Origin of the sequence: Pseudomonas sp. NPDC087336, from assembly GCF_044744285.1 — a bacterium.
GTDB lineage: Bacteria > Pseudomonadota > Gammaproteobacteria > Pseudomonadales > Pseudomonadaceae > Aquipseudomonas.
The window spans coordinates 24,380-47,149 of the sequence record NZ_JBIUYA010000041.1 but is presented as its reverse complement, the minus strand read 5'-3'; the positions used below and the strand labels follow the sequence as shown (position 1 = coordinate 47,149).

Genomic DNA, 22,770 nt, shown 5'->3' with positions numbered 1-22,770 from the left:
ACTCAATAGCAGTCAGGCCGCCAACCTCGGACCGTTGCCCAGCCTCAATGAAAAATTGACCACCTTGGTGAGCAGTCTAGCCGAGCAATTAACCCAGGAGGCGCGCGAGGCCGTCGCTGACGAGCAAGAGCTCCTCGCGCAGCAGCAGGCCAGCTATGCGCAGGCGCACGCGCAACTACGCGAACGATTGGAGCAATCGCTCACCACCATCACCCACCTCACCGGCGAGCTGGAACAGCAGCGACAGCACGAACGTGAGCTGCGCGAGCAATTACAAGACAGCGAGGGGGAACGCCAACAACTGCGACAGCTCGTGGCCGGCCAGCAGCAAATCCTCGAGGAGCGGGCCCAGCAGCTGCAATCACTGGAGGACAAACATCAGCATGCCCGGGAGGGGCTCGAGCACTATCGACAGGAACAACTGACTCAACGCGGGCAAGAGCTGCGCCGACACGACGAGCAGACCAATCAGTTACACCAGGAACTGCGGTCCTTACAGAACGCTCAATTGGTCAAACAGGAGGAACTGGTCCAGGTGTACCGCGAGCAGGAACGCTTGCGCAATGAACATCGGGTAGTGCACGCACAGTTGCGTCAACAAACCCAGACCCTGCGCGATACCCAACAGGCCCACGACGCACTGGCGACCAAGCTGCAACACTTGCAGACCGAGTACGCCGTATTACGGGAACGGGTCAAACCGTACCTGCTTCAACAGCGCGAAAACCGCCGGCAGTTGCGAGAGCAGGCACGCCAGATTGAAACGCTGCAAACTCTCCTGCGCCAATTGACGCCCCCCGGTTAGGACCGGAGGTTCCGCTCGAAAGCCGGTGCCGACAAGATTGTTATCGGAAAATTGGTAGGCGCCGGGGATCAGGCGCATGCGGTGTTGCTACCGCGGCAGGTCCTGTGCCCCCCTGTGAAAGCGCTGACCCGCAACAGCGTTAAAACGCCACCCCTTCTGCGACCTGAATCAACATTTCTTCAACCAAGCGAGTGCCCGGGCTGGTGGAAAGCAGTGCAATGGGTTTTTCACCTGAAAAGCGCACCTTGGATTTGCTCAGCCAGCGCCGGGCTTTGCGGGTGTCCCCAAAGACTGCCTCGGCCATGGCTGTGATATGCGCAAGACGAAACAGGCGATCACTCTCCGCCACGCTCAGGCGCTGACCGTGAGTCAAGCGGGTGTTAAGGGTCTTGAGCGAAATGATGGCGTTGCACGCCTCAGGATCGAATACCCCCAAGTCGCAGAGCGTCTGAATGTTCCCCGGCGAGAACCCCGCCTCGATCAACGCATGGATGTCCAGGTCAGAGGCATCGGTGGGAATAGGCAAAAACATTTCCAGCCGGATCCGGTAGGCTCGGTAAACATCATGGCGCATGACTTCAGCAAACATGGGTCGCCTTTTGGGTTTGGCATTGGGCTTGAAGCTTCGGCTATCGTCGCTCCGTGGGACGATATGCTGGTCGCAAATCCACGGTGGTCACCCTTGCTAATGCTCAGACCCCGGGCCTCTTTTCAACTGCTAAGGTCTTTTGCTGGCAGCCTAAGGGGGGGTGAATTCAGGCCGAGGTGGCAGTCCGGTTACCGGCCAGCAATCCGACCGGTTCCACGTCTCTACCCGCCGACAATGCAATGTCCAAGAATCGACTCGCACGGGCCGTGCGCGCCCGGAGCACTGCTTGCGCTTCGAGCTGAAACCGCGCAGCGAGCAGCCATTTGTTCGTTTTGACTTTGCGCTTACCTTTCATGACGGCTCTCCTGGTCAATCACGCATGTCTATGCCCTGGCAGACGTGAAGCAATGAGCGGATAGCCCTGGATTGCTCCAGTTTTGGCTCCCGTCGTTCCAAAGGTATCACGCAGTTTCCGCTCAGAGTGGGCCGCGCTCGTCTTAGACGCACATTTCCGACCTGAAGCTCCATGCTGAACACATGATGAACACTGCAAGTCCATAAGTTGCCGATTTGACGCCCGTCGGATTGTGCGCAGCTAGCGACCCTTGAGATGACGATGCGGGATGCTTGAATTGAATCCGAGAACGGCTCTCAGCTGGAGCGGTCGGTGAAAATGCGATCCCAGTCTCGGGCAAGCAGGCTCCGGCACGCCGACACTGCACCACCGAAGCAGCGTTGTGAAACCGTTTGCATAGTGGCTACAGTGGCATAGGTAATCGGTTGCCCACGCTCATCGAGTAAAACGCCGCGTGCGCCTCGCAAAAGCGCGTGGCCTGCGACGACGTCGTGTGCAGAAACCGGATAAAGCGAGATGCCACAGACCCCCTCACCGGCGGCGACTTTGGCGAGCCGGTAGGCAATGGATGGCATTGCGACAAAGGTGCTGGGTTGGCAGAGGGCGCTGTTAAGTTCAGGCTTGTTGATCGCAGCGGCACTGACCATCACGAATTCGTCGCGCGACAAGGTTTTGATAGCAAGCCGTGACAACACCGATTGTCCATTACGGCTCACCTCGGCCATGCCTTCGGCCCAAGCGATGCAATCAGGCGCGCCCTCAACTGTGACGGGGGCATATACCACGCCTAATACCGGCGTTTGTTTGTGCAGCAGACCGACGGACAGGGCTGAGCCTTTGAGCCCCTTGAGGAAGTCCGTGGTTCCGTCATTCGGGTCAACGACCCAGCACCAGGGATGGCCGGTGAGACGATGTCCGGTTTCCTCTCCCCAGAAGTCGCAAGGGAAAAGCTGCAGCAGATGCGGACGCAAAAACTGTTCGATTTCTTCGTCTACGGCGGCCTTGTCACCTTGACCTCGTGGTCCGTCCACCCTCGCCCACTCGGCAATCAGCAACTGGCCGGCGCGAATAACGACCTCGATGGTCGGGGTGAGCAGCGATTCAAGGTTGATCTTTTGCACGAAATGGGATGCCTTGAAGTTGGGTGGGGTACTACGAGGGGTCTCGACTGAGGCGCGCAGCGAGTCGCCCCTCAGCCGTCTGAGCAGCGGTCAGCCAGACGGGCCACAACGTCGCTAAAAATCCGTGGGCGCCACTCTACCTCTTGCCGCAGGACGACAATGGGCCTTGCCCTCCATCTACGCCTGCACTGACTGCTGTTACCTGATCAGCGTAACCGCTGCGAAAGGGCTGCGCTGACATCACGATACAACCTCTCGAGGGGTGAAGATTGTTGTCGAGCTACTTTTTCAAAGCGTACGCCTCTGTGCCTCGACCTGTACCCGTAAGCAAGCCGCTTTGCCCTGTCGGGTGATAACAAAAACATGTCCTTGCGCAACTGACACCAGCAGACGACGCAACCGACGGCGAGCCTGGCTTTTGCTGTAGGTGGTACGCTTGGCAGATACCCCTAACTGTATCTGGATTTAGCGTAGCCTTTTCACGCCATGCTGCGACCTCAACGCAGGCACGCCCCCCCCAACACTTGGGGTTGGCAACAACGAGTTCTCAAGTTAATAACGTCCAGGATTCTAGGCGCTACCGGGATAAACCTGTCGCAGCGCCTAGAATCCTAGGCATTCGCTCGACGAAGTTTTGGGTTGCCCGATGGTCGGATCGTCACGAAAACAAAACGGGCGGTTGCCCGCAGATCTCTCGGACGTTGATGCCGCTGAAACGACCGCTCTCGTTCGGTGAACTTTCGACGTACGCACCGCTTCGAAAGCGCTGCACTCTTTACGTGTTATTCCACCAGTTGTACTGACCACGCTCCAGCTACTGCTGGGCTTACAGGCCAGCGTGCAACACGGTTAAAGTTCAAGCCCCACCTTTTTTCACTGGCCGAGCAAAAAAACGCATGGCCCTGACCCATACCAGACCCATACGTCTCCAACGCCCACTCGACCGTCAACCCTCATGCGCCTGCGAAATGGCCAAGAGACTGAAGTCCGGTGCGATAAATGGCATCAACGTCCAACCCAGCTCGGTTCAACCGGTCGCCAGATCAGCGTGACCACGTCAGTGCGCGGGAGAGCGCGGGAGAGCGCAGATCGATATCAAACGACGTCAGTTGAACAGTGACAACACACCGTTATGGCGGCTGAGGTAGTAACATCGATGGGCGCACTCCCAAGCGGTCTTTGATCCTGGTCGACCTGCATCAGCAGCAAAGCTGCCGTGTGCGGGCAAAAGGCCTATCGTTCAATACGGTCGGCAAGCCGTTAGCGCCGGCGTACAAGGAGGCAGCATGGCAGCCAAGAAAATCGAGGTCTACCGCAGTTCAGACGGGCGCGCACCAACTTCTGAACAGGCGGATGGCATTCACCTTTGCATCGAACTGCCCACAATGAGCGGGCACGCGACAGACGTGTATCTCGATTGCCTCGAAGTCTTGAACCGTGTGTTTCTCGCCGCCCTGGCTTCAGCAGCCGCTTTAGAGGCGTCAGCCTCTAGCCGTAGCACTCCCGGCACGCTGAATCCGCGCATCTTGTTCAGGGAGGCGACCATGTTGGCTGAGGCGCGGCGATTGATCCTGCAAGAGGGCGACTGGGTTACTGCGGTGGGCTTGTCCCAACTCACCGGGCTCGAGCCAGCAGCGCTCGCGGCTAGGCTCCAGGCTTGGCTGAACGACGGCTCTCTGATCAGCATCAGTGACCGGAGCCAGGAGTACTTCCCAGTGTTCGCCTTTGGCAACGCAACAGAACTGCGGCCCACGGCCGAATTCGGCGCAGTGCTCAAAGTCTTGAGGGAAAAAAAGGACGACTGGGGTATAGCGTTCTGGTTCGCTTCGAGCAATCACTGCTTGGGCGGCAACCGTCCGCAAGACAGGCTGCGAGAGGCAGCGGAGCATGTGCGCCGCGCGGCGCAAGTAGAGGTAACAGGGACACTGCATGGCTAGTTCCGCAATCGCGTATACGGCAGCCGTAAAGCGAGTGCCGGAGAGGTAATCTACGGTCGGCTGATCATCAAACAGACGCGCCGCCCCCCGCGGCCTCGGAGCTTTAGTAAAAGACGCCCCCAGCTCTCACTGGTTGGGAGCCGCCGCCCTGCGGCGCTGGCCTTAAGCGCCCTCGGCCGAACTGGCAGCACGCCGTAGCGCTAATCAGCCAAGGTGATCAGCATTTTAGCGTGAGAGGAAAGCACGTGGTGTACCCGCTTCGACAACGCCACAGGACAATCATATTGCCCCTGGGCGAATTGCGAAGTCGGCAACCGATGGGCCGCCGCTACACACCAGAGCATTGTGACACTGAAAGTATCCCATTCATGGAACCAATGCTTGTCTGCCAGCGTATCCCACAGTGATTCCTGCTCCTCCAAAGCAATGTGAAAAGACTCAAGGTTATGCGGCCAGTGATCCACTGCGCCTAATTGGCCAAGCAGATAGAGTGCGTGCAAGTGTCGATAGAGTTCTGAACAACAGGCGCAGAAGGGCTCCGTCAGGCACACGAGTTGTACATAACAAGAAAAGTTCTTCCGCAGCCATAACCGGTGGAGGAGGTATTGCGGTGCGCGCGTGCGAAGAAACGCGATCAGGACAGCCAGGCGTCTCCAATCGGGACAACCGCACAGGGCCTGCATCCCCTCATTGCTGAACGGCAGCAGGGGTGTGCCATTGATACGCACACGGCGAATGAACCCTTCGGCCATATCAGCCGCGTTAGCGTCCCAGTCGAGCACTGCCCACAGTGGATCATCCACAACTTGTGACAGAAAGGGGAAATCCTCGATCAATTCGGGAGCACAGCGGGGCCACGCCCCCTTCAACAAGGCGAACCACTTTGCATTGGGTTTGATTCGTTCAGGCGTGTACGGGTGGCGCGTCAACCACCAGCGATCGCACCAGAGGGCAAAATCGTTTGTCGATTGAAATCCACCTCTAAAAAGAAGCGAATAGCCAAAAACTATCGTGCGAAATCTATGAATGGCGGAGTGATGCAATCGGTCCATCGCCACCTCCGGGAGCACATTTGAAAATGATCCGGATCACACGCCTCAGGATAGTTGGGAAATTCTTTCGCTCAGGAAATAAAGTATGACTTTCGTGTAAAAGCGGAAACTTTTCGCACGCGAAGTACGATTCCAGAGCTTTCTTAAGATTTTTTTATGAGTTTCAAGCAAAGCCGCGACCAAATCAAAATCGGTTCAATATATTCAACACGCCCGGCTTTCTGCAGGTAATTACTGCATCGAAGCATCCCTATGACCTATGGCACTCCTTACAGGATGACGAGGAAAGCACCATGGATGTCGAACAAGACTGCGCCGCCGGCACAGTGAATCCGACGGACGAAGTCTGTTGGGGAGAATTCCATTACACCGACCTCGCTGAACGTCCGTAGCGATTTCGGCACACGCAGACAGAGGCCGTTCGAATTAGACGTACCACCCGCATGCATTGTGGAGATCGCCATCATGCGTTCAGAATTTCACTTTGAAGCGTTCAAGTTCCTACTCATCGAGTCCAGCTTTCTACAGGTAGCGGTGACGGGAGCCAATGCCCTCCGCTGTTGCATCTCGACTGCCTCGGAGGTCGGCAATCAAACCATCCTGGACTGGCGAGTGTCCAACAGCTCATCGCTGGCGGAGGCCACCATCTTTGCTCTTGATTCAATCTTTGAGCGAGCATCGGACACCGATCCTGGGCCATCACGTGTCGGACATCGCTACAGGTATGGCAATTGCGAGTATGTAGTCACCACTGCCCGAGATGATTGTGTCTGGCTTCAAAGGAGTGGTTCTCGCCAACGAGATGCTACGAAACTCAACTCCCCAGGCTACTCCCAATCCCCAACGGCAAGCGCTTCCGAACCGCACGCATCGCATGCAAGCGGGTGTACCAACGTCGGGAACGCAAGACCGTCCACACCCGCCGAAACACAGCCGGTGGAATTGACCGCCGGAGGCCATTCAGCACCAGTCACTCTGCAGGTAGTGCACTCGAACTACCTGTGGCAACGACTGCCTAGACGCGAGTTGGCCTTAAAAATTACCCGCGAAATCGCGCAATGGAATGGACCGCGCCCTTCCGAAGAGCGGCTCAAGATGTGCTCATTTGCCACGTTGCATCGGTTGATTCGGAAGCTGCGTCAGCCTAGCAGCCATTCCCTCTGATACGGGAGAGTTTGTAATGAATACCTGTGGTTACCGCACTACCAATCACTCAATGCTTAACGACAATATGATCGTGTGTGACACGCAGCGGCTGCATGTACGAGAGACTGCAACGCCGGTTTACCTTTCAGTTGCCATGCGTGCGGCTTCAGCAAAAGTGCTGGGTTGGGATTTATCCATCCAATCTGCACCCTCTCGATCCCTGCTTCTCGCCATCCAGGCGTCGTTGCCCCCTGAGCCAGGGGATGGCGGAAGGCCCGGACCTTGCTATTACGTGGACGCAGCGATGGATTCCCGGAGACTCGCCCACGCGCTGAAAGTCAGTGGTATTGATGTGAGATTCTGCAACCCAGCGTCTCCCCAGCAGAGCGAGACTCTCGAACGTTTTTTCGGCGACTTTAATCGTTTCGTGCTTAAAAAACTTGGAGGAGGCACTGGGGATTTAGTAGCGGCGGTGCCTCCGACTTTGACAACACAGCGTAAGTGGTTCCAGGACTGGTTGAACAGTCGCGGGCAACGCTCGTCTGTACGGCAGTCGACTGCAGAAAGCGTCTCTTGGAAGGTTTTTTCGCCCTCCCCTCGCCAACGAAGCAGAGACAGAGAGTAACAACCGCCTATACATCAAAAGTATTTCCTTCGGCACCGCGATCCGCAGCAACGCAGGAGGTCAACATGATTATCACTTCCGGCGAAATGAAGCTCGAAGACGGCCCGGTCCGGTCAAGCCTCCGTCGGCGTCGGCAAAACTTCATCGTAGACTTCCCGTCCATGAAGAATGGCCGTTCGATGCAATGCGACGCGGTGTTGGAATCCGCGTACTGCATCTGGTTGGAGCACGACCCACAGGTCGTGAAGTACTACACCCAACCGCATACGTTCATCTGGGTAGACGACAGCCAGCCCTATCGTTATACCCCGGATTTTTATGTCGTCCTAACGTGCGGCGACGGTTACTTCACAGAGGTCAAGCACGACTTTGGCAAACAACGGGCACGGCGACTGGCCAAGCTCGACAGTTTCCATGCCCTTTGCTTCAAGGAAGGCTGGGCCTTTCAACGCCGCGACGAGCAAAGCATCACTGGCTCAACCATGTTCCAGACCCTAAAAGCGTTGTACAGCCGATTGCGGCCATACAACGAACAACAGCAAATGTACTTTTATCACTACCTGCACCAACGTGCATGGCCGACCACCCTCGGTGATCTGTTGCAAGACAGCGCCGCACCGGACACTGCAACCATCTGCTTCAACTTGTTTACGGGGCGATTGATGGCTGATTTGAGCCAGCGCCTGACATTGGACCTTGTGGTTGATCGGGTCCTACCCCATGAATGACACGCCGGCGGAGCCAGTGGTGGGGGCTCAATACATCATCCATGGCCGGATAATGGCGATCATCCACGTCGACCACGAACTGGTGACGTTAAGGGACCTTGAGCGACCGCATACCCTCTCGCTCACCTTCGACGCACTGATCACCGAAGTTGCCCAAAAAAGCATAATTCACTATGCGCGGCCGCCCGGGGCGGGGTCCAAGGCCCTGGCGTACCTTAACCCGGAAGATCCGCAAGTCATTCGTGCGGAATACAAATTCAGTTACGTCGGTCCTTTGTACCAGCAATTGGGCGGTTCATTGCCGGAAGCAGCAACCAAAGCACTCATTGCCAAACTCGCCGAGGAAATGCACGACCCCACCCCGCCCCGCTACATCACAGTGTACAAATGGATGCAAAAATACAAGGCGCATAACTGTGACCGTTTCTGCCTATTAAAAGAAAAGAGTTGTGCCGCGCGAGGCAAGCGCCTTGATCCAGACGTCGAGGCCATCACTCAAGAAATGATTGAGGAACACTATTTAAAGGCACCTCCTACTAAAGTCAAAACGATATGGCGTCTGATTCATGCTCAGGTCATCCTGATCAATCGCCGCCGCGAGGGGTACTCAACGCTGTTTTTGAAGACACCCTCTCTGTCCACCATCCAAAGAAAGATCAGAAAGTTGTGCCATCTGACGAGCGATAAGGCGCGGCAGGGTAAGGGCTATGTCAGCAAAAACCATCAATCCAGCAAACTGAGCGCTGAACCGCATGAGTTATTGGACCTTGCGGAAATCGATAACCACCTAATCGATATCAACATCATTGATAACAACGGAAACCTGCTGGGCAAAATTCTATGGTTGACGATCATTCTTGAGATCAAGACGCGGACCGTTATCGGCTGGGAACTTTCCGCAACGTACCCCTGCGCAGAAAAAACCATCCGTGCATTAAAGAAGGCGTTGCAAGCGGTGCCGGGAGAAGAACGTTGTCGAGGTAAACCCATCCATCTGCACAGTGACAACGGTTCGGAATTTGCCAATTCCGTTATCCGCTACTTCTTGGACCGACTGAATATTCTTTTCGACCGAGGCCCGCCGTACACGCCGAACGCACGGGCGCGAATTGAGCGTTTTTTCGAAACATTTGAAATGTGGCTCCATGACCAAGCAGGTACCACGATGTCTAATCCTGTTGAGCGTAAGTATTACGACTCGGAAGGCGAAGCGGCGTTTACCGAGGCGAATTTAGTTGAATACACGGAGTTCTGGATAGAACACATCTACCATCAAAGGAAGCATAAGACATTGAATATGCCACCGGCCGTTGCGTGGGAACGCGCTATGAAAAATCGCTTGCCCCCCGAAAAATTTTCCAAAGAAGATCTGAACATATTATGCCGAGGCGTTACCGAAGCAAGTATCAGCGCAGCGGGGCGCGTGCACTGCTTATCATGCTTAAGCTGGTGGGGCCCGGAATTGAAAGAACTTGGATTAAGCCTAAAAAAAAAACAACAAGCAAAATGTTATTACAACCCGCTGGATTTAGGTGAGATATGGGTTGCTCACCCCGATGACACGCGAAACCCAAAAATAGCTTATGCCACCTGTCCCACGTATCAAAACGGCCTCACACTAACAGAGCATAAATTACTGCATCAAAAATTTTTAGACGAAGGTCGAGAATTCGATGATAGCGAAGCCGATCTCGCCTTACTTCAGCTTCGACAACGCATGGCCGAAGACTACGAGAACTCTCGGCAGTTGCGCCAATTAGAGAAAGTGAAACATCCTAAGACTGAATCCCAATTTACGGCGCCGGATACCGGATCTACAACCGCCTTACCACACGAAGTGCCCTGGGGAGACGACGATATCCCTACTTTCGAGGTCGATAGATTATGACCCATTTTGTGAGCGACAACAATGTTGATGATGCGCTTACCGCCTTGGCAGCCTGCACAGTTTGGTACCCGGAATACCAAGCAGCTTTGCGAGTTATCAACAAATGTATCGACACTACCCGTGACCGGAAAGACCCAGCTTCAGCCATGCTGATTGGACCCACCGGTGTAGGGAAAACCAGACTGTGCCGAATGATCGAGAAACAGCTGGGAACACTGCATGAGGTGACGCATGAGACATGCGTGAAAATGTTATTACCCTGCATGTATGTCGAGCTACCGGAAACCGCCACGGTCAAAAGCTTATCCATGGTTATGGCTAAAGCACTCGGACAGACCCCAAACGACCATCAAAGCATTACCTCTCTGGAATGGCTCATCATAGAGCGGTTCATGACCATGGAGGTTAAATTAGTGATCTTAGATGACTTTCACCACGTTGCCGAAAAAGGCGAATATAAAACCAAAAAAGCGCTTTGCAACTGGCTCATGGTCCTCATGAATAGTTCTGGTATCCCTTTTTTAGTATCAGGCGCGTCCGGAGCAGAAGCCACGATAAATATGGCCGATGAGCTCAGCGATCGTTTCCCCTACCGTGCGCGCTTGGAGTTATTACCGCTGGCGGAGGAGCAACCTAAATCGGTGTTATTGGGAGTACTTGCAGGTTTACAGCACGAAATGATCAGGCTTGGGCAATTAAAAAGTTATCCCCACCTAACCGATCCAAACAACTACAAATGCCTGTATTTGGCCACTCAGGGAAACTTTCGGCGCCTAAGTGATCTATTGCACGATGCCTTTCGCAACGTGCTGCTTAGGGGCGATTCGATCATGACGATTGACGATTTCGCTGAGGCGGCTGAGTACCTAAGTTTTTGCAACAACCCCAATTATTTTCGCATGACGCCCAACCAACTTAACAATGCATTAAAGATGAAAGCCAAACAGTTATCGGAACAATCCAAATGAACAACATCTGTTACGTTGCAAATCCTCAAGCATGGGAGAGTCCTAAGGGCGTCATGATGCGAACTGCGCATCATAATGGTTACAGAACTGTGGCATCTATGTGTGGCACCTTAAACGTCCCTTGCAGTGGCGATGGCTTAGAATTATTAATAGAACAATCGCCCCTGATTAGAAAATTATCCACGGAAGCACCACAGATCTCACTGCCGCTGTCAAACAACGCCTATACGATGAATAGTCCAGATATAGCTCACTGGAGTATAGACGAAGTCACTTTTTACCGTTCACAATTCTCAGAACACTTCAAGTACTGCCCGACATGCTTAAGCAATGAGTTGGTTACCATTTTTTCAGATTTATCGGACCTACCGGCTTGCCCACTTCATCAAACCCAGTTAATTACTAACTGCCCTAACTGCCACCAGCACGAGCGCTGGACCCAGGCTAATCTTTTATTTTGCAGCTGCGGATTTGATAGACGAGAGACCCAATACCAACCAGATTCGGTATTGGACGTAGATCATCTTGAGACATTCGGCCCTGACTCTTATATTCGTATCCTGTCCCATAAACTCACGGCTGCATTAGCGTGCGACGAGATCTGGCAATCAAGAAAACCGAATAGTGTACAAACTGGTGGCAGCTTCGCCGACACTATTTACAAACATGCAGCGTCAATGCTTTCCTACCAAATGACAAGATATCCCGGTTTTACGCGCGCGATGCACCTAGCCCCATGGATCGCTAGTCATCCGTTGCTAGTTTCCCTCGCCGAAGAAATGGTGCATGAGAAATCTACGATCAATGCCAAGTGTGTATCTGGACTCTGCTGTACAGATGTCTCTCTAACGATGAGTGAGCTTGTGTATTCCGTGGGTGGTGTTAAAGAATGGCCAAAAGATAAAAACTTCATCACCAGAAACTTCAATTTATCCCACCGTCAATTCGGTGATTATTTTTATCATTGCCACACTCCTATTTGCAGGATGATCAATGCCCTGAAGGATAAGGCACTCATGCTCAAATCAAAAAAAGAAGTAATTGCCAGCGACTATTTCTCAACACCTGAGGCGGCTAAACGACTTCAATGTAGTAGTGGCGAGGTCATACAGCTAGCAGAATTGGGATTCTTAAAACGATTCCGGCCCGATGGAAAAATAGGCAGCGGCCATCCCGTTCTTATTCACAAACAGTCCGTTTCTAATTTCAACAACTTTTACATATTAGTCGGACACATAGCGAGCAAGTTAAAGACCAGCCCTATCAATGCAGTTCGATTACTCAATCAACAGGGTATAGAGTCTGCCCATAACAAGCTAGGCCCTCATGTTTACGAAGCACATAAAATCCATTCTGCCTGGGAAAAATTAACGACCGCCTTGGCCAACCCTGTACTTCTCCAACCTATAGTTCTGCCTCCTACTAAAAGCATTCAAAATACGATGCGGATAACAGATAGCGACCGAATAGCCAGAGAGAGGACTGCTCAACCTCAGAAGAATTCAGAAAATAATATATGCGAAATAGTAGAGCATTACCCATATACAACACGCCAAGCAGCCTCTTATTTGAACATATCTGGCAGGCTACTACGCACTCGATTTGTTCTAACGGGACTGATCACACCTGAAATCAAAGACGGCAAACCTTACTATTCACTACCCCAAATCGAAGCCATGGAATACCACATACACCAACACATGTCACTCGAACAAGTAACGAAATTCTTAAAGTGCGGTTACTTCAAAGCTGCATATCTAATAAATTTATTTAACATACAACCTTCGTGCGTACTGGCATATTCAAACGGAAACAGGCAATTTTTGTATAACAAACAGGAAATATTCAACCTAAAAGACATTGCAAAAAAAAGAGCAAAAAGAGGATCTGAGACGTACAAACGCGCCGCCCGTAAAAACGCATCTAGATAATCACAAAAAGCAACTCCATACAAAAAATCCGAACGACCAGATACAAATCCTGAAAAAACACAAATGTTTGAAATTTTACAATATACGGCAGAAAGCGAAATCTATCTGCTGGCGCAGTATAAAAAACCAAGCATCCCCCCTAGAAAATCTAAATCCACACCCTCGTTTCACTCAAGGAGACGCGCTTACCATTGCCATTAACACAGTGGCTGTAACAACTTCAGTTCATCTCATAAAAATTGAATCATCTTCCTCGATTCGATCAGCGTAAGTGCATCCTCGAAAGCTGCCTAAGTCTGCCTCCCCACACAGCATATTCCATCCTCAACCGTTATTTTTAATGACTGGGGTTGCCATTTTTTACTGAATAGTGATTTCTCTCTTTACTTTCAAATGACTACGAAATCGCAAGTCCTTGATCCATAAACGACCAAATTTATTTTCTAATGATCAACGATGTCAGCCGGTAATCGTGAATCGATACTAGGCTCCATCAACCGGGACATCTCGCCCGGGACTTTGGAGATCGATATGACTACTCAGAACCTCAGCGGCAAAGTGGCTTTGATCCAGGGCGGTTCCCGCGGCATCGGCGCTGCCATCGTCAAACGCCTGGCTGCTGAAGGCGCGACGGTCGCCTTTACCTACGTGAGCTCCACGGCCAAGGCCGAAGAATTGCAAAACAGCATCACCCAGGGCGGCGGCAAAGCCCTGGCCATCAAGGCTGACAGCGCTGACGCCGAGGCCATTCGCGCCGCCGTAGCGACCACCGTAGAAGCGTTCGGCCAGTTGGATATCCTGGTCAATAATGCTGGCGTGCTGGCCGTTGCACCGTTGGAAGATTTCAAACTCGAAGACTTCGACCAGACCCTGGCGATCAACGTACGCAGCGTGTTCATCGCCACCCAGGCTGCCGCCAGGCACATGACCGAAGGGGGTCGAATCATCAATATCGGCAGCACCAACGCCGACCGCATGCCCTTTGCCGGTGGTGGCCCGTACGCCATGAGCAAAGCGGCGCTGGTTGGCCTGACCAAGGGCCTGGCCCGCGACCTCGGCCCCAAAGGCATCACCATCAACAATGTGCAGCCGGGCCCGGTCGATACCGACATGAACCCGGCCCACGGGGACTTCGCCGACAGCCTGATTCCGTTGATGGCAGTGGGGCGTTACGGCAAAGCCGAAGAGATCGCCAGTTTCGTCGCGTACCTGGTCGGCCCCGAAGCCGGCTACATCACCGGCGCGAGCCTGACCATCGACGGTGGCTTCGGCGCCTGACCCAGGTGAACTCACCGTGGGGGCGAGCAATCGCTCCCACGGTTTTGATCGTCAAGCCCAATCGAGCGTTGGCAAGCCACAGGCACTGGGCTTGAACGCCTTCAACGAACGAAGAATGCCATCGGCGTGTGCGTACTTTTCGTCGGCCATCGCCGCATCCGGAATCGCAATTGCCGTCATCCCCGCCGCCTTGGCCGCCGTGACACCGAACGGCGAATCCTCGAACACCAGGCAATCCTGCGGCTCCACACCCAGGCGTCGCGCTGCAGTCAGGAAGATATCCGGCGCCGGTTTGGCCGCGCCGACTTCCGGATCATCGGCCGTGACGATGAAATCGAACAAGGCGAACCAGTCGCGATGCAAGGTGGTTTTCTGGCCGAACGACTGGCTCGAGGAACTGGTGCCCACCGCAATGGGAATGTTGTGCGCCTTCAAGTGCCGAACCAGCTGTTCTGCACCCGGCATCGCCTGGGCCGCAGGAAAACGCTCGCGCATCAGCGGTTCGCGAATCACCAGAAACTCCTCGGCGCTGATAGGCAAATCCAGCGCCTGCACCACATAACGCGCCAGGTCACCTGCACCACGGCCGATGATGTTCTGTTTGACGCTCCAGTCGAACGTGCGTCCATAACGCGCGGCAATCGTCGCCGTGACTTCGGTGTAAATCCCTTCGGTGTCCAGCAGCAAGCCGTCCATGTCGAAAATCACGGCCTTGATCGGGCCGAACTCCTTGAGCGGTGAATTCATCGCATCTGATCCGTTTTCATGGCATCCCAGGCGGCTCAGCGATGGCCGGTCCGTGACAGATTAAAGGTTTCAGCAGCATAACGAGCCGCCATGGCCGAGAGCAACGGGAGCGTGACGCAAAAAGCCCGGCAAATCGCCGGGCCCGGTCAGCTCACCGCTGTTGATCCTGTTGCAGGCTAACCGCCCGCCTTGCCTGTCGCGCTGCTTGCGGCGGTGCTATCTGATCCTCCAGACCCACTGCCAGAACCGCTCGCCGTCGAACTGCCACCGCTGGTCGAACCGTTTCCCGTCTCCGGGCGGGTGCTGCTCCCATCCGCATCGCCTGCATTGCCACCCTTGATGGCGCCAGGCGGCAATGCCTTCTCAGGACCAGGGCCTGCATTCATTTCGGTACCCGGCGGCATACCGCCCTTATCGACGGGCGCGTCGTTACCTGAGGACTGGGAATATGCCATGCCTGAACCGATCGACAACAGACCGGCCACTGCAAGGGCCAACCCTCTTGACCTGATCATGGGCGTCTCCTTTATCAGTTGCATACCTTAAGTCTGGCAGCAGTGCATTGGCATGGTTGCCACTCACTCGACAGGCGGTCTCGCGCCACAGGTCGATCAGCTTGGTTCGCCGGACGCATCCTCACCCGCGATGTCTGGATCGCTCGGGTCGGCTTCGACATCAGAATCCGTGCGTTTGAGATCATCGTTGGGCACCTGTTCAACACCGGGCTCGTCATCGGGCGGCCGCTGATCGCGACTCAGGGAATCGGTAGGCGAAGGCAGGGGGTATTCGGGGGTGTCGTCGATGTCAGAGTCTTTCGGATCAGCGTTCATGGGGCACCTCTCAACGGACCTGTAAAGGCAGGTCCTGACCGTTGGAGGGATTGTCGATCGTCAGGTTCGATCAGGGAGACAATCGGTTGTCAGTGATGTTTGTTCTTGTGTTTGTGCTTATGCTTGTGACCGCCACCGGAATGGGATCCGCCATCATCGCTTCCCAGATTGTTGCCGACCGCACCACCGGCTGCGCCACCCAGGCCTGCACCAATGGTCGAACCGGTTTTGCCACCCAGGCTGTTGCCGATCACCGACCCGCCCGCTGAACCCAATCCACCGCCCACCGCCGCTTCGGTTCGACTGCCCTTGGGTGCGCCGATCGCGCTACCGGCGGCGCCACCGACACCGGCGCCGATGGCGGCGCCTGTGCTGCCGCCCATTTGCCCGCCTACCACGTTGCCCAACGCACCACCAATACCGCCGCCAACGGCCGCGGTGCCGTCTCCTGCAGCCAGTACGAACGGGGTAAACAACAATCCAAAAACAAACGCCGGCAACGTCAAGCGTCGAGCACCTGGGTATCGCACTTCCTTGCCTTTGGTTCTCGGGGTCATGGCACGCCTCGTATTCTATCGGGGGGAATGGAGCATTTGAGGTGCCAATGTGAAAAACGTTCAATAACGCAAAAGCCCGGCATCAAGCCGGGCTTTTGTTGTCGATCCTTGGGGATCAGTGACGCTTGTGACCGTTGGCCAGGTTGCTGCCTACGCCGCCGCCCAGTGCGCCACCCAGGCCTGCACCGATGGTCGAACCGGTCTTGCCGCCCAGGCTGTTGCCGATCACCGAACCACCGGCAGCACCCACGCCGCCACCAATGGCCGCGCTGGTACGGTGGCCTTTCTTGGCGGCAACCGCACTGCCCGCCGCACCTGCTACACCCGCACCAATCGCGGCACCGGTGCTGCCGCCCATGCTTCGGCCAACGACGTTACCCAGCGCACCACCCAAGCCGCCACCCAGGGCGGCAGTACCGTCGCCGGCGATTGCACCTTGAGCAACCAGAAGACCCAGAACCAGAGCAGGCAGTGTGAAACGCATGACAGAAACCTCAAAAATAGGGGGTGAAATTCAAAGGGTCGAGATTGAATGCTTTAGAGGGAACAAAGTCCAGACATGCGCGCGCTCAACCTCGTTGTTAGCGACGGTTGGACAGCATTTTTGGAAAAGGTTTTATCGCAGGCAAAAAAAAGCCCGCTGGGGAACGGGCAGGGTGTTGCTTCTAACGGATGAGTTGAGCCTACGTTCAGCCTTGTGAAAAGTTTGTGAAAAAATCGGAGCTTAAATATTCGTTCACACTTGTTCGCGATGGACGCTAACGATAACGCGTGTTTCCCGACGGAACGCGCCGCCTTCAAGTCCTTCGCGAGCAAGCTCGCTCCAACACGCACGCACAAAAAACCCCGTTCGATGACGGGGTTCGCTCGCTGGACATTTAATTGCTGGCCGGTTCTTTAAGCTTGGGCAGGAATTTTCCCTTCAATACTCGACAAGCCTTGGTCTTGATCTTGAGGACCTTGGCCTGATCTTCGCCGAAGCTGGCCACATACTCCGTCTGGCCGCATTGAACGTAGTTGTTGATCGGATATTCTGCGCCGTCGTCTTCGATATACGGTTCAGTCATCGCTTCACCCCTCTCAAAATACGGGATCGACACCGGCAAGCCCTTTGCCCGAAAAATATCGATCACCAAGGATTTTGAGACTAGTCGGTCATTAACGGACCTGTGGTTCAGACAACCGAATGCCCGACGAATGGGCGAAGTCTGTCAGAGCAGTTTCACCAACACCGTAGTGACGGTGGCTACCGTGCCAATGAGACCAATGGCCACCGCCACCGGATACCAGAACGTTTCACGGGTCATCTTGCCCGCTTCGGCATTCAGCTTGCGCTGCTCAGCTATCAGCTTGACGATTTCCACATGAACCTTTTCGAGTTCAGCCTGCTTCATGGTGAATTCCTGCATGGCGGGTACCTTTCCATCCTGGGTGGGTAGCGTTGGGTGCTTTCATTCATTTTGCACCTGGATCACATCAAACGAACACCTGTTGCCCAGATGATTTGTATCAGGGGGTAAGACCTGAAAGCAGCTCTGCACTTGACTCTCCATCACGACTTCCCACACCGATACCGTTTCCTACGCAAACTTCGGAAATGCCTTCGCTCAGTAACCTGATGGGTTCATTGGAGTGGCTGCGCCCAGAGTAGGATAAGATGCCAGCAAACCAGGCTCGCTGTGAGTAGCCCCGCATGACAGAAAACAGTCGGAACACCCCCCGTCTGATCAAGAAATATCCGAATCGCCGTCTGTATGACACGCACACCAGCAGTCATTTGACCCTTGCGGATATACGCCAATTGGTCGTCGATAGAATTCCGTTCGAGGTGGTCGACGCCAAGACTGGCGAAAACCTGACCCGGAGTATTTTGCTGCAGGTCATTCTGGAAGCCGAAAGTGGCGGTCAGCCGATATTCTCGAGCGAGATGTTGATGGGGATCATCCAGTTCTACGGTCCCTACCAGAGCGTCCTCGGCAGCTATCTGGATAAAAGCATCCAGACGGTCATCGATATCCAGTCCCAGACCGGCGCTCAGTCATCCGAAACCTGGAGCGCATTCATGCACCAGCAGGCACCGGTCATGCAGGACCTGATGCGCCAGTACGTCGACCAGTCAAAAGCGCTCTACCTGAACACCCAGAACCTCTTCGGAATGTTCGGCGCCATGCCGCCCGGCAAGCCAGGTGCCGATGGCGGGCCGAAAAAAAATGGCGATGGGGAGTAACCCCATCGCCATCCTGTAACCCCGCTTACCAGACTTACTTGCTATCAGCCTTGCCACCCGCAGCGGTTTTGCCAGCTGCAACGGTCGCGGCGTCAAAATTGCTCTGGGCAACGTCAGCAGCCTGTTTTACAGCTTTCTGTGCACTTTCAAAAACGGCACCGGCATTGGCCAGCGACGATTTGAACCCGGCCACGACAGGCTCGGAGCCAGCCGGTGCATTCTTGCTGATCACTTCAACGAACTCTTGCACCTGCTGGGTGCCCGCCTCGAACTGACGCGAGGCCAGCTTGGCGATTTCCGAGTGAGTATCGACAATCAGCGCTTGCACTTGGCGATTGAAATTTACCAGGCGTTCGGCTTGCACATTGGGCTGGGTCAAAGAAGCCTGGAGCTCAGCGAAACCTTGTGGATCACGTACCGAAAGCAGTTTGCGAAAGCCGTTGAACTGCTCTTCGGTGGTGGCCTGCAGGGTCTTGAACTGCAATTGGCTCAGCTGCTCAACACTGGAGAAGATTTTGCCACTGATTTGCTGCAGGAGGTCGAGGTTGGCTTTCTGAGCGTCTTGAAATTTTTCCGCGTTGAAAAAAGACATGCTTGAATCTCCTGGTTGGAAGGCCGACTCGGGCCTGAGGACGCGATAGCGATCCTGCCGATCATCGCGTTAGGCTTTATATTGCAGTGCACAATTTCTTTTGGCAACGATTTTTTGTGCGCCGCACAAAAGACTTTCCCCTCCTGTGGATATTCGCTATAGAATCCTGGCATGCAGATCGTCAGGAGATTCCCATGGGCCAGAAAGACATTAGTGCATCGCAACATGAGCAGCCCTCCTCACCACACGGCCTGTGGGAACACCTGAGTCACCTGCAGCGCCTCAATGCGCTGAACGTCCTTGAGGCTGTGCGCGAGCGTCAGAAAAAAACCTTCGCGCCCCTGAAACGAGGTCAACTCAGACAACCTACAGCCGCTCAATGGCAGGAATATGTCATCGACTTCGGCCAACGCTGCCTGCTGTTCTGGGACACCCTGCGCCAGCGCGGCGACAACAGGCTGGCCCATGAAAGCGCCGGGTATCCGCTGCTGCTCAAGTTCAACCATGAAACCTTGATCGCAGGCCCTGACCTTCCGCGCCCGGTCAACTTTTCACTGCTGCGGATCCTCCCCGGCCCCGAGCAAAAAATCGACAGCAACAGCCAGCCGGTGATCATCATTGACCCGCGCGGCGGACATGGTTCGGGAATCGGCGGCTTCAAGCAGGATTCGATAATAGGTGAGAGCCTCAGAGCCGGGCACTCCACCTACTTCATCTCCTTCAGCCATTCGCCACAGCCAGGGCAAACCCTGGCCGATATCGTCCACGCCCAGGCCCGGTTCATCGAAGCCGTCAGCGCCCTGCACCCGGCCAACAGCAAGCCGATCATCATCGGCAACTGCCAGGCTGGCTGGGCCTTGATGGGACTGGCGGCCACACGACCGGAACTCCCGGGACTGATCATTATCAACGGCGCGCCCTTGTCCTACTGGGCCGGCGTCAATGGCCGCAATCCAATGCGCTACACCGGCGGCCTGCTGGGTGGCGGCTGGATGGCTCGCCTTGGCAGCGACTTGGGCAATGGCCGTTTTGACGGTACCTGGCTGGTCAGCAACTTCGAAAACCTGGACCCGGCCAACACCTATTGGGGCAAGTACTACCAGCTGTTCAGCCAGGTCGACAGCGAAGCTGCGCGCTTCCTCGACTTCGAACGCTGGTGGGGCAGCCCGACCCTGCTCAATGGCGAAGAAATCGAGATGATTGTCGATGATCTGTTCATCGGCAACCAATTGTCGGGCGGGCCCGACCGCAAGAGCAACGGTATCGACCTGAAACGGATCGAAGTGCCGGTGGTGGTGTTCTGTTCCTACGGCGACAACATCACCCCGCCCCAGCAGGCATTGAACTGGATCGCCGATGTCTATTCCAGCGATCTCGCCTTGCAGGAGGCAGGCCGCACCATCGTCTACCTGCGGCACGCCAGCATCGGCCACTTGGGTATTTTTGTCTCCGGCCAGGTGGCGAGGCGTGAACACCGAGGGTTGCTCGGCGCGGTCGAAGCCATCAATGCGCTGCCGCCGGGGCTGCATGAAATGCTGATTGACGACCTGCCGGCCCCTTCAGGCAGCAATGACGTGCAATACCGAGTGCGTTTCGAATCAAGACGAATTGCCGATATCCACGATGACATCGAGCCGCCCCGTGATGACGATCGCGAATTCTCTTCGGTAGTGCGCGCCTCTGAAATCAACAGTGCTTTTTACGACGGATCAATACGTCCGTGGCTGCGTCAGATCATCAACGAGCCCATGGCCGAATGGATGCGCAGGACGCACCCCTTCCATCAGCAGCAATTGTTTTGGAGTAGCTTGAATCCGGCGCTGTGGTGGTTGCCCGGGACAATTTCCACGGTCAACCGTAATCGTCGCCCCGTACACCAGGACAACCCGCTGCTGGCCTGGCAGGAGTTGTTCTCCAACCAGATGCAAGACACCCTGAATGCGTACCGCGATGTGCGTGACGCCACTCAAGAGATCTGTTTTTACGGTATTTACGGCGCACTGGGCGCCCTCACCAATAACAAGCCTGCGCGTGATCTCCAGGCACCTGACCCAAACGCCCAGTGAATCGGTGGTCATCCGGCAGGAGGCCCTCGTGGAACCCAATCTCTCAATGAACCTTCACAGGAAATTAGCGGTGCATCCGTTCGACGTAGTCGCTGGCGAAGCCTGGGATCTTGTGATCCCCGCACCGACCGATAGCGTTCATGGGTCGGAACGGCACGACGTCCTTGAGCACAGGCGACGACTCATGGGCTCGATATTGGCCGGGGGTCATGCCAAACCAGCGAATGCATGCCTTATGGAAACTGCTGTGATCATGAAAGCCGAGCAGGTGGGTCACATGCTTGAGGTTGTAATGAGAGTGGCGCAAATAAAATTCGGCCATCTGCCGCCGCACATCTTTGAGCACATCCTTGAATTGCGTGCCGTCCTTCTCAAGGCCTCGTTGCAGCGTGCGCTTGCTGATGTTCAGTGCCGCCGCAATCGATTCCATGTCACATTGCCCTTGGCCTTGCCCCTGGCTCAAGCGCTCGGTCACCAGCCCACGAATCCTGCCAACGATCGAGTAACCGGACAACAGGTCCAATTGAGCCACGGCAAAACTGTCATGCAGCGTGGCCAGCGCCTCATTGGCCATACTCAATGGCGTCAGGAGCTCCTGGCCATCGAACAGGATGCTGTCATAGGCCGCCCCGAAACTCAGCGGACAGCCAAAAAGCCGCTGATGCTGCGACGTGTCTTCAGGCTCGGGGTAAGTGAACTCCACACTCAAGGGTTGCGGTGACTTGCCACCTGCCAGCCAACGGCAGAAACCCAGCAGCGAAGCCAAGGCCGCATCCGTGTATTGCCGGGGTTTGACCGAGCCATGTTGCTGATGATCGAGACTGGCCAATCGATAATGCTGCTCCTCCTGGACCAGGAAGAGGCTGAACCCGGTACCGATCAACGGGCTGAACCGAACCAGGCGTTCCAGCGCCCTTTTCAGGTTCGAACTGGACATCATCGTGTAACCCACGATCTGGAAACTGCTGGGGTGGAATTCCCCGTAGGCTTTCAAGCCGATATTGGGATCATTCGAAGCCTCGGCCGCCAGCTCCCAAAGACGATAGATAACGCTTCGCTCGCAGAATGCTCCTGGTTTTTTCACGAACCCGACATCCAGTCCAGCCTCGTCGCACAGAGCGGCAAGGTCGAGTCCCTGGGCCAAAAACGTATTCGCCAGCACGCTGGCATAACCTGAACTAATCCTATACATGGCGTCCTCAATGACCAGTGGAACCGAACGTCCTGTCCGGAGCCGATGCTGACACGTGTTGAACATATTTCAACTCTGTTGCAGAAATATTAACTACCCATTCAGTTCTAAGTATTGATCCCAGTATAGGTTCTCC

21 protein-coding genes are annotated in these 22,770 nt (G+C 54.9%); 9 read left to right on the top strand and 12 right to left on the bottom strand.

From position 1 onward, the window contains the following. On the top strand, positions 1 to 805 hold an 805-nt coding region (locus ACIO0C_RS28185; protein WP_401317272.1), incomplete at its 5' end, for a hypothetical protein. A 139-nt stretch (positions 806 to 944) separates the two neighbouring features. Here ACIO0C_RS28185 and ACIO0C_RS28180 read toward each other — a convergent pair. The 3 genes from ACIO0C_RS28180 to ACIO0C_RS28170 all read right to left on the bottom strand — a co-directional run bounded on the left by ACIO0C_RS28180 (position 945) and on the right by ACIO0C_RS28170 (position 2,870). Next, entirely contained in the window at positions 945 to 1,394 is a 450-nt protein-coding gene (locus ACIO0C_RS28180; protein WP_401317269.1) for an antitoxin Xre/MbcA/ParS toxin-binding domain-containing protein, read from the bottom strand. A gap of 166 nt (positions 1,395 to 1,560) precedes the next feature. Next, positions 1,561 to 1,749, bottom strand: a complete 189-nt coding sequence (locus ACIO0C_RS28175; RefSeq protein ID WP_401317267.1) for a hypothetical protein — start codon at positions 1,747 to 1,749, stop codon at positions 1,561 to 1,563. Between the two features lie 296 nt (positions 1,750 to 2,045). Further along, positions 2,046 to 2,870 (bottom strand): inositol monophosphatase family protein, encoded by an 825-nt coding sequence (locus ACIO0C_RS28170; RefSeq protein ID WP_401317265.1) that lies wholly within the window; start codon positions 2,868 to 2,870, stop codon positions 2,046 to 2,048. 1,286 nt (positions 2,871 to 4,156) lie between these two features. Between ACIO0C_RS28170 and ACIO0C_RS28165 the strand changes: the two genes are divergently transcribed. After that, positions 4,157 to 4,807: a hypothetical protein gene (locus ACIO0C_RS28165; RefSeq protein ID WP_401317264.1), complete on the top strand. Its 651-nt coding sequence runs from the start codon at positions 4,157 to 4,159 to the stop codon at positions 4,805 to 4,807. Between the two features lie 200 nt (positions 4,808 to 5,007). On the opposite strand, the gene ACIO0C_RS28160 is transcribed toward ACIO0C_RS28165, so the two are convergent. After that, positions 5,008 to 5,859, bottom strand: coding sequence for a hypothetical protein (locus ACIO0C_RS28160; protein WP_401317262.1), 852 nt, complete (start codon positions 5,857 to 5,859; stop codon positions 5,008 to 5,010). A gap of 1,836 nt (positions 5,860 to 7,695) precedes the next feature. Between ACIO0C_RS28160 and ACIO0C_RS28155 the strand changes: the two genes are divergently transcribed. The 5 genes from ACIO0C_RS28155 (at position 7,696) to ACIO0C_RS28135 (ending at position 14,423) form a co-directional block, all read left to right on the top strand. Then, complete coding sequence (locus ACIO0C_RS28155; protein WP_401317260.1) at positions 7,696 to 8,358, top strand: TnsA endonuclease N-terminal domain-containing protein; 663 nt, start codon at positions 7,696 to 7,698, stop codon at positions 8,356 to 8,358. After that, a complete protein-coding gene (locus tag ACIO0C_RS28150; RefSeq protein ID WP_401317257.1) occupies positions 8,351 to 10,246 on the top strand; it encodes a DDE-type integrase/transposase/recombinase in 1,896 nt (631 codons plus the stop codon). The genes ACIO0C_RS28155 and ACIO0C_RS28150 overlap by 8 nt, the downstream gene beginning before the upstream one ends. After that, positions 10,243 to 11,214, top strand: coding sequence for a TniB family NTP-binding protein (locus ACIO0C_RS28145; RefSeq protein ID WP_401317254.1), 972 nt, complete (start codon positions 10,243 to 10,245; stop codon positions 11,212 to 11,214). The genes ACIO0C_RS28150 and ACIO0C_RS28145 overlap by 4 nt, the downstream gene beginning before the upstream one ends. Next, positions 11,211 to 13,145: a hypothetical protein gene (locus ACIO0C_RS28140; protein WP_401317252.1), complete on the top strand. Its 1,935-nt coding sequence runs from the start codon at positions 11,211 to 11,213 to the stop codon at positions 13,143 to 13,145. Before ACIO0C_RS28145 ends, ACIO0C_RS28140 begins: the two co-directional genes overlap by 4 nt. 531 nt (positions 13,146 to 13,676) lie before the next feature. After that, positions 13,677 to 14,423, top strand: a complete 747-nt coding sequence (locus ACIO0C_RS28135; RefSeq protein WP_401317250.1) for a 3-oxoacyl-ACP reductase family protein — start codon at positions 13,677 to 13,679, stop codon at positions 14,421 to 14,423. A 51-nt stretch (positions 14,424 to 14,474) separates the two neighbouring features. On the opposite strand, the gene ACIO0C_RS28130 is transcribed toward ACIO0C_RS28135, so the two are convergent. From ACIO0C_RS28130 to ACIO0C_RS28105, 6 genes are all read right to left on the bottom strand, one after another. Then, positions 14,475 to 15,170 carry an HAD-IA family hydrolase gene (locus ACIO0C_RS28130; protein WP_401317247.1) on the bottom strand — a complete coding sequence of 232 codons (696 nt, stop codon included), beginning with the start codon at positions 15,168 to 15,170 and terminating at the stop codon, positions 14,475 to 14,477. A 611-nt stretch (positions 15,171 to 15,781) separates the two neighbouring features. Beyond that, a complete protein-coding gene (locus tag ACIO0C_RS28125; protein ID WP_401317245.1) occupies positions 15,782 to 16,000 on the bottom strand; it encodes a hypothetical protein in 219 nt (72 codons plus the stop codon). A gap of 89 nt (positions 16,001 to 16,089) precedes the next feature. Further along, positions 16,090 to 16,557, bottom strand: a complete 468-nt coding sequence (locus ACIO0C_RS28120; protein WP_401317243.1) for a glycine zipper domain-containing protein — start codon at positions 16,555 to 16,557, stop codon at positions 16,090 to 16,092. Positions 16,558 to 16,672: 115 nt separating this feature from the next. Then, positions 16,673 to 17,041 carry a bacteriocin gene (locus ACIO0C_RS28115; protein ID WP_180202563.1) on the bottom strand — a complete coding sequence of 123 codons (369 nt, stop codon included), beginning with the start codon at positions 17,039 to 17,041 and terminating at the stop codon, positions 16,673 to 16,675. A gap of 394 nt (positions 17,042 to 17,435) precedes the next feature. Beyond that, positions 17,436 to 17,624 (bottom strand): hypothetical protein, encoded by a 189-nt coding sequence (locus ACIO0C_RS28110; RefSeq protein ID WP_401317241.1) that lies wholly within the window; start codon positions 17,622 to 17,624, stop codon positions 17,436 to 17,438. Positions 17,625 to 17,768: 144 nt separating this feature from the next. Then, positions 17,769 to 17,951, bottom strand: a complete 183-nt coding sequence (locus tag ACIO0C_RS28105; protein ID WP_401317239.1) for a hypothetical protein — start codon at positions 17,949 to 17,951, stop codon at positions 17,769 to 17,771. A 299-nt stretch (positions 17,952 to 18,250) separates the two neighbouring features. Between ACIO0C_RS28105 and phaR the strand changes: the two genes are divergently transcribed. Then, complete coding sequence (gene phaR, locus ACIO0C_RS28100; RefSeq protein WP_008061781.1) at positions 18,251 to 18,784, top strand: polyhydroxyalkanoate synthesis repressor PhaR; 534 nt, start codon at positions 18,251 to 18,253, stop codon at positions 18,782 to 18,784. Positions 18,785 to 18,818: 34 nt separating this feature from the next. On the opposite strand, the gene phaP is transcribed toward phaR, so the two are convergent. Then, a complete protein-coding gene (phaP, locus tag ACIO0C_RS28095; RefSeq protein WP_401317235.1) occupies positions 18,819 to 19,376 on the bottom strand; it encodes a TIGR01841 family phasin in 558 nt (185 codons plus the stop codon). A 194-nt stretch (positions 19,377 to 19,570) separates the two neighbouring features. Between phaP and ACIO0C_RS28090 the strand changes: the two genes are divergently transcribed. Further along, positions 19,571 to 21,442: a DUF3141 domain-containing protein gene (locus ACIO0C_RS28090; protein WP_401317232.1), complete on the top strand. Its 1,872-nt coding sequence runs from the start codon at positions 19,571 to 19,573 to the stop codon at positions 21,440 to 21,442. A 64-nt stretch (positions 21,443 to 21,506) separates the two neighbouring features. Here the strand turns inward: ACIO0C_RS28090 and ACIO0C_RS28085 are convergent, their stop codons facing one another. Continuing rightward, positions 21,507 to 22,634, bottom strand: a complete 1,128-nt coding sequence (locus ACIO0C_RS28085) for an AraC family transcriptional regulator (RefSeq protein WP_401317229.1) — start codon at positions 22,632 to 22,634, stop codon at positions 21,507 to 21,509. Between the last annotated feature and the right edge of the window lie 136 nt (positions 22,635 to 22,770).

Coding starts and splice junctions, on each gene's coding strand:
- ACIO0C_RS28180 (WP_401317269.1), bottom strand. CDS start 1,394: ATGTTTGCTGAAGTCATGCGCCATGATGTTTACCGAGCCTACCGGATC.
- ACIO0C_RS28175 (WP_401317267.1), bottom strand. CDS start 1,749: ATGAAAGGTAAGCGCAAAGTCAAAACGAACAAATGGCTGCTCGCTGCG.
- ACIO0C_RS28165 (WP_401317264.1), top strand. CDS start 4,157: ATGGCAGCCAAGAAAATCGAGGTCTACCGCAGTTCAGACGGGCGCGCA.
- ACIO0C_RS28160 (WP_401317262.1), bottom strand. CDS start 5,859: ATGGACCGATTGCATCACTCCGCCATTCATAGATTTCGCACGATAGTT.
- ACIO0C_RS28155 (WP_401317260.1), top strand. CDS start 7,696: ATGATTATCACTTCCGGCGAAATGAAGCTCGAAGACGGCCCGGTCCGG.
- ACIO0C_RS28150 (WP_401317257.1), top strand. CDS start 8,351: ATGAATGACACGCCGGCGGAGCCAGTGGTGGGGGCTCAATACATCATC.
- ACIO0C_RS28145 (WP_401317254.1), top strand. CDS start 10,243: ATGACCCATTTTGTGAGCGACAACAATGTTGATGATGCGCTTACCGCC.
- ACIO0C_RS28140 (WP_401317252.1), top strand. CDS start 11,211: ATGAACAACATCTGTTACGTTGCAAATCCTCAAGCATGGGAGAGTCCT.
- ACIO0C_RS28135 (WP_401317250.1), top strand. CDS start 13,677: ATGACTACTCAGAACCTCAGCGGCAAAGTGGCTTTGATCCAGGGCGGT.
- ACIO0C_RS28130 (WP_401317247.1), bottom strand. CDS start 15,170: ATGAATTCACCGCTCAAGGAGTTCGGCCCGATCAAGGCCGTGATTTTC.
- ACIO0C_RS28125 (WP_401317245.1), bottom strand. CDS start 16,000: ATGAACGCTGATCCGAAAGACTCTGACATCGACGACACCCCCGAATAC.
- ACIO0C_RS28120 (WP_401317243.1), bottom strand. CDS start 16,557: ATGACCCCGAGAACCAAAGGCAAGGAAGTGCGATACCCAGGTGCTCGA.
- ACIO0C_RS28115 (WP_180202563.1), bottom strand. CDS start 17,041: ATGCGTTTCACACTGCCTGCTCTGGTTCTGGGTCTTCTGGTTGCTCAA.
- ACIO0C_RS28110 (WP_401317241.1), bottom strand. CDS start 17,624: ATGACTGAACCGTATATCGAAGACGACGGCGCAGAATATCCGATCAAC.
- ACIO0C_RS28105 (WP_401317239.1), bottom strand. CDS start 17,951: ATGAAGCAGGCTGAACTCGAAAAGGTTCATGTGGAAATCGTCAAGCTG.
- phaR (WP_008061781.1), top strand. CDS start 18,251: ATGACAGAAAACAGTCGGAACACCCCCCGTCTGATCAAGAAATATCCG.
- phaP (WP_401317235.1), bottom strand. CDS start 19,376: ATGTCTTTTTTCAACGCGGAAAAATTTCAAGACGCTCAGAAAGCCAAC.
- ACIO0C_RS28090 (WP_401317232.1), top strand. CDS start 19,571: ATGGGCCAGAAAGACATTAGTGCATCGCAACATGAGCAGCCCTCCTCA.
- ACIO0C_RS28085 (WP_401317229.1), bottom strand. CDS start 22,634: ATGTATAGGATTAGTTCAGGTTATGCCAGCGTGCTGGCGAATACGTTT.